This window comes from Rhodococcus sp. T9N, assembly GCF_024436645.1.
GTDB classification, from domain to species: domain Bacteria; phylum Actinomycetota; class Actinomycetes; order Mycobacteriales; family Mycobacteriaceae; genus Rhodococcus_F; species Rhodococcus_F qingshengii.
In genome coordinates, this window is sequence record NZ_JAMSKS010000002.1 from 207,022 (window position 1) to 218,239 (window position 11,218).

Below are 11,218 nucleotides of genomic sequence, written 5' to 3' on the forward strand. Positions count from 1 at the left end.
GTCAGACCTGTTCCCACGGACCGAATTCGAGCAAAACGTCAATTGCTGTCTTACCGTCTTGCGGCCGAACGACATGTTCGAGGGCATAGACCCTCGATCCCTCCGCAGCGCGAGCGAGATCGGAAATACCGGGCAGAATGGTCGGTTCGGGTGGACCGCCCACACCACGATGGAAGTTCTCGATGGAATGCCCCAAATAGAGGACCCGTCCGCCGGGCGTCAGCCACTCCCCGACGCGATTCAAGGTTGCGGCCAGATGGTCGACCTCGAGGTGAAGAAAGCTGACCAACACTAGGTCGACCAGCCCTTCCGGCTGCCACTCGGTCGCGTCGCCGACCTGCCAGTCGACAGCCTTGTCCCCGTCACTCGCCCGTGCCAGATCGATCGCCACCGACGAGTAGTCGACCGCAGTCACCGACCAACCTTGCCCAGCCATCCACCGCGCGTGACGGCCGTCGCCGCAGGCCAGATCGATCGCGGTGCCCGGTCTCAGATCGGAAATTCTTGTTGCGACGGTTCCCGCCGGGTCGACTCCCCATGGCTCCGTCACCGCTCGGTATCGCTCGTCCCAGTCGCGTGCGTCCATGATTGCTCTCCCATATCCGTTTCACCGTTTCAGATCGGACGGTGCCCCCAGCAGCATAGAGAACCCTCGAATGTGACAGATCGATACCCCTGGGGGTATACAGGTGACGGACAGGAATACCCCCACCCGTATCAGGAGTGAAGATGTCAGCGACCAGAACAGTCACCGCGGACCCACCCACCCGAGCCGACGGCATACTTGCGCGTCTCGGTCGATCGATGGCGACTCACACCCACCTCGTCGTCGGCGTCTGGTTGATCGCGTTGATCGCACTCGGCGCCGCAGCACCCAGCGTCTTCACCTCCCTGGCCGGCGCGGGTTGGCAGGCAAACGGATCCGAATCCGTGCAAGTTCGCGAGTTGGCCGAGCAGCATTTCGGTGGAAATTCCTCCGCCGCAGTACAAGTGGTCGTTCACTCGGATTCTCTACCCATCACGGATCCGTCGATGCAGCAAACCCTGGCCGCGGCAACGGAAATCTTTTCCGCGGACCCTCGCTTCGGCGAAGTGATCGCCCCGCAGCCCGGTATGACCATCAGCCCGGACGGACATACCGGCATCATGGTCGCGGGCGCCAACGCGAGTACCGACGAGATGGTCAGCGCGGTAGACGAACTCGGCAAGAAGCTCACGGGCTTGTCCACCGACACGATCGAGGTGTACCCGACGGGTGCGTCGGCGTTGTGGAGCGATTTCAACAAGGCCAATCACGAAGCCATGATCAAAGCCGAAATGATGTCGTGGCCCGTCACTCTCGCGATCATGGTGTTGGCCTTCGGCTCCCTGGTTGCCGCGGGTCTACCACTACTGCTGACGCTTGCGGGCCTGGTCGCTTCGGCGGGCGGGCTTGTAATCCTCAACGAGATCACGCCGATTTCCGTGTGGGCCATGAACTTCGCGATGATGTTCGCTCTCGCGCTGGGCATCGACTACGCACTCTTCCTCGTCGCCAGGTTCCGGGATGCATTGCGAGCCGATCCGGATCCAAGGGCCGCCGTGGCTCAAACCATGGACACCGCCGGCAAGGCTGTGGTCCTTTCCGGCCTCACAGTTCTGGTCAGTTTGTCTGCGGTTCTCATCGTTCCAGCCCCGGCCGTACGCACGATGGCTGTCGGAATCATGCTCGCTGTGATCTTCGTTCTCGCCGCAACACTCACCCTGTTGCCTGCCGTGCTCGGCAGGATCGGCGCGAAGGTCAACGGCGGTTCTCTACCGTATGCAAAGCGCCAGCAGCACCGCTCCCCGATGTTCGCAGGTTGGGCATCATTGCTGCACAAGCACCCGTGGCCATTCGGCTTCGGCGCCTTACTCATCCTGATCGCACTCGTTGTTCCGGTCTTCGGACTGAAGGTGGCAATGCCCTCCATCGCCGTGGTTCCCGAGGACGACCCGGTTCGCCAGGGCTATGAACTGGTGCAGCAGCAATTCGGGGACGGCGCCCCGGGGATGTTGCAGATCGTCACGTCCGCCGACGATGCAGCCGACACCTCACGAATTGCCATGAGCGTTGACGGCGTGGCCATGGTCACCCCAGCGCAACAAGCTGCCGACGGGTCCGATCTTGTTATGCTGCAAGCAGTTCCCACCGTCGACCCGTCAGATCCTGCGATGGAAACCATCCTTGCCGACCTTCGGTCGCAACTGCCGGAATCGGCGCTCGTCGGCGGCGCTCCGGCCGAAAATCTCGACCTTCAGCAGGCACTCGACGACTACCTTCCCATCGTCGTGGCCGTGATTCTGACGCTCGGATTCCTGTTGCTGCTGATCGCCCTCCAGGCGCCTTTGATCGCCTTGATCGGCACGCTGGTCAGCCTGCTGTCCACTGGGGCCGCATTCGGAATCGCGAAGCTGATCTTCCAGGACGGTCACGGAGCAGGCCTGCTCGGCTTCGATCCCCAGGGGTTTCTCAACGGGTGGGGTCCGGTCTTCTTCTTCGCCATGATCTTTGCGATCGCGATGGACTACACCGTGTTCCTGCTTTCGAGTGCCAAGGAGCACTACGAACGCACAGGTGACCCCGAGATCGCACACATCGACGGCCTCGCGCATTCGGGTCGGGTCATTGCGGCGGCAGCAGCGGTGATGGTTGCGGTCTTCTTCACTTTTGCGCTCGCAGATCCGCTGCCGCCCAAGGAGATGGGCATCATCCTCGGCGTAGCTGTGCTCCTGGACGCAGTGCTCGTCCGCTTGGTGCTGCTGCCCGTTCTCCTACGCCTCACCGGCCGGGCAGCCTGGTGGGCGCCGGCATGGCTGCGTCGCGTCCTGCCGAACATCAGCTTCTCGCATGGCTGATCGTGTACCCGACATCACTGTCCTACTGATACCCCCAGGGGTATGATGGGGACAAGAGAAATCAAAGCCGGCGACAGTGACAGCCCACGACGAGGAGTGCGCAATGACAACACCCACAGAACCGATAGCGATCGCAACCAAGGTCACCGGAACCTTCGACGACGTCGTCACCCGCACGCGTGGCGCTCTCGCCGAGCAGGGCTTCGGCATCCTGACCGAGATCGACATGCAGGCAACACTCAAGGCGAAGCTGGACGAGGACATGGAAAAGTACCTGATCCTGGGTGCCTGTAACCCGCCGTTGGCCCATCGGGCAGTTTCGGTGGATCGTCAGATCGGCCTCCTGCTGCCGTGCAACGTCGTCGTCCGCGAAGATACGACTACCGAGAATTCGTTCTTCGTCGAAGCGATGAATCCTGCTCTCATGGTTCAGGTTTCCGGCGAACCCGGCCTGGAGTCCGTGGCGGCCGACGCAGCCGTCAAGTTGCGCGCGGCCGTCGACTCGTTGATCTGACACCGCAGCCGGATCAAACACTGAATCAAGCAGTGACATGCCCCCAGGGGTACCCTTGACCGCAGCACGAACACTCGAGAAGGGGCCACCATGACCGGCGACGAAGAGAGCATTGCGCTCGTATTGAACAGACTGCGTCGTGCCCACGGCCAACTTGCCGGGGTCATCTCGATGATCGAGAACGGCCGCGACTGCAAGGACGTCGTCACGCAACTCGCCGCCGTGTCCAAGGCGCTGGACCGAGCAGGGTTCAAGATCGTCGCTTCCGGGCTGCGTGAATGCCTGAGCGGTGGCAGCGCGGAAGGTCAGGAACCGATGACCGAGGCCGAACTCGAGAAGCTGTTCCTGGCACTGGCCTGAAACATGAGAAGGGCCTGACCTGCAGTTAGCAGGTCAGGCCCTTTCTCGCGTGCGAAAGAACTACTTCGCCAGGAAGTCGATCAGCACCTTGTTCACGGCCTCCGGACGCTCGAGGTAGCCGTAGTGCCCGGCGTCGGGAATCTCTTCGTACGACGCCGTAGCGATGCAGTCCGCCACCTCGCGGGAGAGGTAGGGCGGGATCATGCGGTCGTCGGCGAAAGCGACGGACAGGCACGGGCGCATGATCGACTTGTACGCACCCCGTCGATCGAAGGCGCGGTCCATACCGAGCTGTGCGCGAACACCCGGTGACGTTGCGCCGCCGGTGAACTCGAAGATATCCATCCAGTCGCGCGCCGAGTGATCGTCTGCCAGCGTGGCCGGCGAAAGGTTCATCACCGCGGTCACTGCGGCACGGTACTTGGCCGGCAGAGCGACGCCACTGTCGAACAACTGGCGCTCACCCTCGGTCAGGACCTGCTGGAAATGATCCATCCGGGCGTGACCGGCGAGGAACACTGCTTTGCGAACCAGATCGGGCCTGGCGAGCGTCAGTTCCTGCGCCACCCGGGCGCCCATCGAGGTTCCGATGACATGGGCCGGACCGCCACCGAGGTGCTCGATCAGTCCGGCGGTGTCTGCGACCATGTCGGGCATCGTGATGCCGCCGAGGCTCTCGCCGGACGGTGCGATTCCGCGGTTGTCGAACGTGCAGACTCGGTAGCCTGCGGCCACTAGTGCCGGGGTCTGGTGCAGATCCCAGACGCGGCCGGGGCTGCCGGTCCCCATGATGAGCACCACCAGATCTCCATCACCCTTGACCTGGTAATTGATGGGGATTCCGTTGATTGTGGCGACCGTCATGTCAGCCTTCCTCCTCGTACGTGTGATCAACAATTTTGGTTGGATAGCCTAAGCTGATGGGCGGTCGTGTGACCGCAACCCCAGCCCATGCTCGTCCAGGAGGACCCCCGTTGAGAGTCGCTACGCTCGGATACCAAACCTGGGGCCACCGTACCCTGCAGGCCTTGATCGACTCCGATCACGAGGTCGTGCTGGCAATCACACACCCGAAGAGCGAACACGTCTACGAACAGATGTGGGCGGACTCGGTTGCAGATCTGGCGGCCGAGAACGGTGTACCCGTTCACGTGGCGAACAAGCCTGACGACGCCTTCAAAGCCGCGCTGGCCGAAGCAGCTCCCGACATCATCGTCGCCAACAACTGGCGTACCTGGTTGCCTGCGGAGGTCTTCGACGCACCCAAGTACGGCACCCTCAACATCCACGATTCGCTGCTGCCCAAGTACACGGGATTCTCCCCGCTCATCTGGGCTCTGATCAACGGCGAAGAAGAAGTCGGGCTCACGGCGCACCTGATGGACGAGGAACTCGATGCGGGCGACATCGTGCTGCAGCGTTCGACGACGGTCGGCCCGACCGACACCGTCACCGATCTGTTCCACCGCACGATCGACATGATCGGCCCCATCACACTCGACGCCCTGGATCTGATCGCGTCCGGCCGTACCGACTGGACGCCGCAGGACCGATCGCAGGCCACGTTCTTCCACAAGCGCGCACCGCAGGACAGCCACGTCGACTGGTCCTGGCCCGCCGAGGTCATCGAGCGTTTCGTCCGGGCACAGTCCGATCCGTACCCCAACGCTTTCGCCGAGTTCAAGGGCCAGCGCATCCGCATCCTGAAGGCGTCCGTCTCACGCGGGCACTACGGCGGAACCCCCGGCCGAGTGTTCATCCAGGAAGACGACGGCATGGTGATCGTCGCGGGCCCCGACGCGTGGTCGGGCAAGAACAAGGGACTGCGGATCGAGCGCGTCCGACTCGACGACGGCAGCGAGTACACCGCCGCCGAGTTCTTCCCCCACGGCGGCGGGTACCTCACCTGATCGCCGGATCAGACCCCCTCAGTACAAAACCCAGTACAAACCCCTCAGTCGCGACCTTCCCAGGCCGCCCACAGTTGTGCGTAACGCCCGCCCGCGGACACCAGTTCGCGGTGCGGGCCTTCTTCTACGATCTGTCCGTGTTCGAGCACGATCGCTCGGTCGGCGCCCGCGGCCTGGGTAAGCCGGTGTGCGACAACCAGAGTGGTGCGGCCCTCCGTAGCGGCGTCGGCAGTCGCTTCCAGTTCCCGCGCTCCGGCGCTGCCCGCCTCCGCTGTTGCCTCGTCCAGTACGGCGACGGCGGGATCGGCCAACACCAGTCTCGCCAAAGCCAACTGCTGCGCCTGCGCCGCCGTCATCTCGTGCCCGCCTTCGCCGACTACGGTCAGCATTCCCTCGTCGAGAGCCTCCACCCACTCGTACGCGCCGACCGTCCGCAGTGCCGCGGCAACGTCCTCGTCCGAGGATTCGGGAGCCGCCAATCTCAGATCCTCGATCAGGGGTCCGGCAAAGACATGGACCTCCTGACTCACGATCGCGATGTGGCGTCGTAGGTCGTCGAGGTCGGCAAGCGGGACACCGCCGATCGACACCCGGCCCGACGTCGGAGTGATCGAACCGGCAGCGATCGCCGCGAGCGTCGTCTTTCCGGCTCCGGTCGAACCGACGAGCGCCACGCGCTCCCCCGCTCGCAGTGTGAGGCTCACTCCGTGGAGAACCTCATGACCACCGTCGTAGCTGTGCCGAATGTCATCCAGACGCAGCGAACCGTCGGCCGGAACGGAACCTGCATCCGTCGAAGGCTCCGTTTCCTCGATCTCGACGACGCCGACCAGTCGCGCGAGGCTGGCGCCGGCCGACTGCACTTCGTCGAAGGTGTAGAGCAGTGAGCCGATCGGGTTGAACAGGCGGTGGAACAGCAGGGCAGCAGTCGTCGTCTGGCCGACTGTCACGACGTCCTCACGGACCAGCAGGAATCCGACGACGAGAATCATGGACAGGCCCACGAATTCGGCGCGGTTACCTCGACCGGCGAACCTCGTGAACAGGCCGAACACTCCGACTGCCAGATCGCGCGCTTTTGCCGACGCCGCATCGATCTGCCCGAGGTGTTCCTTCTCGAGGCTGTACGCGCGGACCGTCTTCGCACCCTGGAGACTGCTGATCAGCGCTTGTGAACGAGCGCCCATCGCTACCCGCTCGGCTGCGTAAACAGGAGCCGAGCGTGGCAGGTACCACTTGAGCGCCAGCGCGTACATCGGCAGCGCGACCATTCCGGCCAGACCGAGTCGCCAGTCGAGTCCGAGCATGGTCACCATGCTCAGAGCCACGAGCAGAACCGCCGCGATCATGCCGGGAACCACGTCGGCCACGGCCTTGGCGATCACCGACACGTCGTCGCCGACACGCGAGAGCAGATCGCCCTTGCCGACCTTCTCGACGGTCTGGATCGGCAGTCGCAGTGCCCGGTCCACGGTCCGCTCTCGCAGATCCGCCAGGATCGTCTCACCGAGCCGCTTGATCAGATAGGCAGCCACACCGGTGAACACACCGCCCACGATTGCGGCAGCGGCGATGATCACGACCACCCCGACGATCGTCGACGTGGGCGCGTTGTCCCGGACCCGGTCGACCAGGACGCCGAAGACGTAAATCGGCACCAAGGCCATCGCCGACGCCGAAGCCGCGACGATCAGGACCAGCAGGCTCTGCATCCGGTGTTCGGTCAGCGCCGCCCGCAACCACTTCCAGGTCTGGCGACCACTCGCGATCGGCAACAACTCGCGCTCTGTCACCTTCTCGGCGTTCTCCCCGGCCGGCATTTTGGTTGTCATGTCCGTGGCCGTCACCGCAGCACCGCTCCTCGGTAGTTCGCGTCGCCGCGAGAGAGTTCGGAATGTGTGCCGATCGAGGCGATCACTCCGTCGTTCAACACGATCACTCGATCCGTCACGGCCAGCAAGGCTGGGCTGCTGGTGATCAATACCGTCGTGTGGATGCCACCGGCACCCTCGTGCCGCAGTTGTGCGATTCCTTCGGCGATCGACGCCTCGGTCACCGCGTCCACCGCCGTCGTCGGATCGTGCAGGACCATCACGGGTGCCTGTGCCACCAGGGCGCGCGCGAGGGCGACGCGTTGCCGCTGGCCTCCCGACAAACTGGCGCCCCGATCGGTCACTTCGAGGTCGAGACCGTCCGGATGTGCGTCGACGACATCCGCCGCTGCCGACGCCACGAGAGCACTCTGGATGTCGAGAGCAGCGCCATCACCGGCGCCCGCGGTGACGTTCGACGCAAGCGACCCGGAGAACAGATCGGTGATGTGCGGCTCCACCAGCACCGTCCGACGTGCCAATCGCAAGTCCATGTCGGACAGGCTGATTCCGCCAACCCTCACCACTCCGCGATACGCGTCCTGCGCCAGCTGACCGGACAGGACCGCGACAAGAGCGTCGGCGTCCTGCGGCTGGTAAGCCACGACGCCCAGCAGTTCTCCGGCAGGCAGATGCAGGTCGATGCCCTTGAGTGACTTGTACTCGACTCTGTCGAGAGTCAGGTCGGTGCCTTCGAGTTCGGTCTGCGAACCCGCGCCACGCAGTGGCTCCGCGTCCAAGACCAGTGCCAGTCGATCCGACGACGCCCGCGCCACCGCGAAGTATCCGGGAATGGACGCAAGCAATCCGAGCGGTTCGATGATGAACTGCGCAAGCCCCACCACGGTGATCAGTTCACCGACCGTGCTCCGGCCCTGCAACGCGAAGTATCCTGCGAAGCCCGCAACACCGACCGCGAGCAACGCACTGATGGTCGCGGCAACGCCGGTGTAGATACCGGTCGCCTTGGCCGTGCCGATCGTCGATGCGAGCGCTTGACGGCTGACCGTGCGGTAGCGCGCCGACGCGGTCTTCTCACCGCCGATACCGCGCAGCGGACGCAATCCGCTGACCAGATCCGTAGCCATCGCCGACGCCCGAGCGATCGACGCCTGCTGACCGGTGGCCCTCGACGTGATGAGAGGCGCCGCCAATTGCAGCAGACCGAGAATGACCGGCGTTCCGATCAGAACGGCCAGCCCCAGCCAGAGGTCGATCCACACCAACGCCACCGCCGACGCCACCGCAGCTGTCAGGGCCGCAGCGGCGCGCGGGACGATGTCCGCGATCCACGAAGTCTGCTCGGCATCGGATGTCGAGACTGTCAGCAATTCACCCGAACGCAGATCGGTGCGCACCCCACGCGGATCGAGGACGCGGTGCGCCACCTCGAGCCGGAGGCGATGAGCCTCCTGCTGCATCGCGGTGACGATGAAGCGTGCGCCGAAGCGCCAGGCGGCCGTCAGAACGAGAAAGAGAGCCGCGAGACCGACGATGGAGACGATCAGGGCCGTGGTGTCCGAAGTCTCCACCGCACGGTCGATGATCACACCGATGGAGATCGGCACCGCCGTCTCGGTCAGTTGGTGCAGACAGACCAGAACCGTGCCGATGGCGAGCGGGCCACGGTTACGGACGAGGACACGTCGCAAAATCGCAGCACCGCTGTGATTGCCACTATCCGGCTCGTCCGAGTCGACGGTCACACTCGAGGGGGTCGAACTCATGGAACTCCAAGCATCGATGGAAGCGATAAAGTTGAGTACAGAGATAAGTAAGTCGACCCTAATACATGAGCAACTAGCGTCGACACGCCCAGTTCTCATAGAGTCGCGAGTAAGAACCATTGCTTGCGCCGTGCAGGCAAGCACGAGAGGAACATGATGGCTGAGAACACGACCGTCGAAACCGAGATCGCGGACGAGGACCTCGAGCCCGTAGCGGACGAAACTGCTCGTCAGGCACAGCGCGTCGTCGCTGCCTACGCGGAAGATGCCGACGAGTGCAGGATGCTGCTCTCGATGCTCGGTATCTCCCCCGCCGCCAAGCTCGACTGAATCTTTCCCTCACCGACCGAGAAGGAACCACGTGCCTGTCAGTCCGGATTCGACCAGTTCAACCCTTTCTGACAGCGCACCTGCTTCTTCGACCGGTGAAGCCGTGTCCGGGCAGGCTGAGTTCGTTGTCGTAGCGAACCGCCTGCCCGTCGACTTGGAACGGCTTCCCGACGGCACCACCCGCTGGAAGCGAAGCCCCGGCGGACTGGTCACCGCTCTCGAGCCGATCCTGCGCAGCAATCAGGGCGCGTGGGTGGGCTGGGCGGGGGTGGCGGACGCCGAGCTCGACCCCATCGTCGAAGACGGACTCGAGCTCTACCCCGTGCCGCTGAGCGCCGAGGAGATCAACGAGTACTACGAGGGATTCTCCAACGCCACCCTCTGGCCGCTCTATCACGACGTCATCGTCAAACCCGAGTACCACCGCGAATGGTGGAACGCCTACGTCGAGGTGAACCGGCGATTCGCCGAAGCCACCTCCAAGGCAGCGGCACAGGGCGCGACAGTCTGGATCCAGGACTACCAGCTGCAGTTGGTACCGAAGATGCTGCGGATGCTGCGCCCCGACCTGACCATCGGCTTCTTCCTGCACATTCCGTTTCCCCCGGTCGAGCTGTTCATGCAGATGCCGTGGCGCACCGAGATCGTCGAAGGCCTCCTCGGCGCCGACCTCATCGGCTTCCACCTTCCGGGTGGCGCACAGAACTTCCTGTACCTGGCCAGACGCCTTGCCGGGCAACAGACTTCACGCGGAACCGTCGGCGTCCGCTCCAAACTCGGTGTGGTGCAAGTAGGTTTCCGTAGCGTCCGCGTCGGCGCCTTCCCTATCTCCATCGACTCCGGCAAGCTCGACGAGCTCTCGCGCACCAAGGCAATTCGAGACCGCGCCAAGCAGATTCGCAAAGAACTCGGAAACCCCAAGCACATCATGCTGGGCGTCGACCGCCTCGACTACACCAAAGGCATCGACGTCAGGCTCGCTGCGCTCCACGAACTTCTCATGGAGAAGCGCATCGATCCCGCCGACACCGTCATGGTGCAGCTGGCGACCCCGAGCCGCGAACGCGTCGAAAGCTACGTACAGATGCGCGGAGACATCGAGCAGAAGGTCTCCCGGATCAACGGCGAGTTCAGCGAAGTCGGCCGCCCCGTCGTCCATTACATCCATCGGCCGATCCCACGCGACGAACTGGTCGCGTTCTTCGTCGCCGCCGATCTCATGCTCGTCACGCCGCTGCGTGACGGCATGAACCTCGTCGCGAAGGAATACGTCGCCTGCCGCAGTGATCTGGGTGGTGCATTGCTGCTCAGCGAATTCACCGGTGCCGCAGCAGAACTCCGCCAGGCATTCCTGTGCAATCCTCACGACCTCGACGACGTCAAGGATTCGATGGAGAAGGCCCTCAATCAACCGCGCGAGGACGGCCGGCGCCACATGCGTGCGCTACGTCGTCAGGTCCTGACGCACGACGTCGACCGCTGGGCGCGCTCGTTCCTCGACGCGCTCGCACACGGCGGTGCCGCAGGCCCGGCGCTGATCGCCCCGGCCGAAGCACAAGACCACTGAGGACAGTGCACAAAGGCTGGGGCCGCGGAGAGTGAATCTCCGCGGCCCCAGCCTCTTTCGTA

The 11,218-nt window shown here is 63.8% G+C and carries 10 protein-coding genes; 6 read left to right on the forward strand and 4 right to left on the reverse strand.

Annotated features, from left to right (window positions below):
- Position 1: 1 nt before the first annotated feature.
- Positions 2-586: a bifunctional 2-polyprenyl-6-hydroxyphenol methylase/3-demethylubiquinol 3-O-methyltransferase UbiG gene (locus M1L53_RS04690; RefSeq protein ID WP_054188087.1), complete on the reverse strand. Its 585-nt coding sequence runs from the start codon at positions 584-586 to the stop codon at positions 2-4.
- A gap of 143 nt (positions 587-729) precedes the next feature.
- On the opposite strand from M1L53_RS04690, the gene M1L53_RS04695 reads away from it, so the two are divergent.
- From M1L53_RS04695 to M1L53_RS04705, 3 genes are all read left to right on the forward strand, one after another.
- A complete protein-coding gene (locus M1L53_RS04695) occupies positions 730-2,877 on the forward strand; it encodes an MMPL family transporter (protein WP_083471215.1) in 2,148 nt (715 codons plus the stop codon).
- A gap of 103 nt (positions 2,878-2,980) precedes the next feature.
- Positions 2,981-3,391 (forward strand): DUF302 domain-containing protein, encoded by a 411-nt coding sequence (locus M1L53_RS04700; RefSeq protein ID WP_003945447.1) that lies wholly within the window; start codon positions 2,981-2,983, stop codon positions 3,389-3,391.
- 90 nt (positions 3,392-3,481) lie between these two features.
- A complete protein-coding gene (locus M1L53_RS04705; RefSeq protein ID WP_054188085.1) occupies positions 3,482-3,751 on the forward strand; it encodes a metal-sensitive transcriptional regulator in 270 nt (89 codons plus the stop codon).
- Positions 3,752-3,811: 60 nt separating this feature from the next.
- Here M1L53_RS04705 and M1L53_RS04710 read toward each other — a convergent pair whose 3' ends face one another.
- Positions 3,812-4,615: an alpha/beta fold hydrolase gene (locus M1L53_RS04710; protein WP_003945829.1), complete on the reverse strand. Its 804-nt coding sequence runs from the start codon at positions 4,613-4,615 to the stop codon at positions 3,812-3,814.
- 110 nt (positions 4,616-4,725) lie between these two features.
- Here M1L53_RS04710 and M1L53_RS04715 point away from each other — a divergent pair, with 110 nt between their 5' ends.
- Positions 4,726-5,661: a methionyl-tRNA formyltransferase gene (locus tag M1L53_RS04715; protein WP_007734348.1), complete on the forward strand. Its 936-nt coding sequence runs from the start codon at positions 4,726-4,728 to the stop codon at positions 5,659-5,661.
- A gap of 44 nt (positions 5,662-5,705) precedes the next feature.
- On the opposite strand, the gene M1L53_RS04720 is transcribed toward M1L53_RS04715, so the two are convergent.
- On the reverse strand, positions 5,706-7,493 hold the full coding sequence (locus M1L53_RS04720; protein ID WP_397517558.1) for an ABC transporter ATP-binding protein: 1,788 nt from the start codon (positions 7,491-7,493) through the stop codon (positions 5,706-5,708).
- 11 nt (positions 7,494-7,504) lie between these two features.
- Positions 7,505-9,259 (reverse strand): ABC transporter ATP-binding protein, encoded by a 1,755-nt coding sequence (locus M1L53_RS04725; RefSeq protein ID WP_261949204.1) that lies wholly within the window; start codon positions 9,257-9,259, stop codon positions 7,505-7,507.
- Between the two features lie 156 nt (positions 9,260-9,415).
- Here M1L53_RS04725 and M1L53_RS04730 point away from each other — a divergent pair, with 156 nt between their 5' ends.
- Together M1L53_RS04730 and M1L53_RS04735 are read left to right on the forward strand one after the other, a co-directional pair.
- The gene (locus M1L53_RS04730) at positions 9,416-9,589 is read left to right on the forward strand and encodes a hypothetical protein (protein ID WP_164490548.1); all 174 of its coding nucleotides are present in this window, start codon (positions 9,416-9,418) and stop codon (positions 9,587-9,589) included.
- Positions 9,590-9,692: 103 nt separating this feature from the next.
- Positions 9,693-11,156, forward strand: a complete 1,464-nt coding sequence (locus tag M1L53_RS04735; protein WP_085989962.1) for a trehalose-6-phosphate synthase — start codon at positions 9,693-9,695, stop codon at positions 11,154-11,156.
- The last annotated feature ends 62 nt before the right edge of the window (positions 11,157-11,218 follow it).

Coding starts and splice junctions, on each gene's coding strand:
- M1L53_RS04690 (WP_054188087.1), bottom strand. CDS start 586: ATGGACGCACGCGACTGGGACGAGCGATACCGAGCGGTGACGGAGCCA.
- M1L53_RS04695 (WP_083471215.1), top strand. CDS start 730: ATGTCAGCGACCAGAACAGTCACCGCGGACCCACCCACCCGAGCCGAC.
- M1L53_RS04700 (WP_003945447.1), top strand. CDS start 2,981: ATGACAACACCCACAGAACCGATAGCGATCGCAACCAAGGTCACCGGA.
- M1L53_RS04705 (WP_054188085.1), top strand. CDS start 3,482: ATGACCGGCGACGAAGAGAGCATTGCGCTCGTATTGAACAGACTGCGT.
- M1L53_RS04710 (WP_003945829.1), bottom strand. CDS start 4,615: ATGACGGTCGCCACAATCAACGGAATCCCCATCAATTACCAGGTCAAG.
- M1L53_RS04720 (WP_397517558.1), bottom strand. CDS start 7,493: ATGACAACCAAAATGCCGGCCGGGGAGAACGCCGAGAAGGTGACAGAG.
- M1L53_RS04725 (WP_261949204.1), bottom strand. CDS start 9,259: ATGAGTTCGACCCCCTCGAGTGTGACCGTCGACTCGGACGAGCCGGAT.
- M1L53_RS04730 (WP_164490548.1), top strand. CDS start 9,416: ATGGCTGAGAACACGACCGTCGAAACCGAGATCGCGGACGAGGACCTC.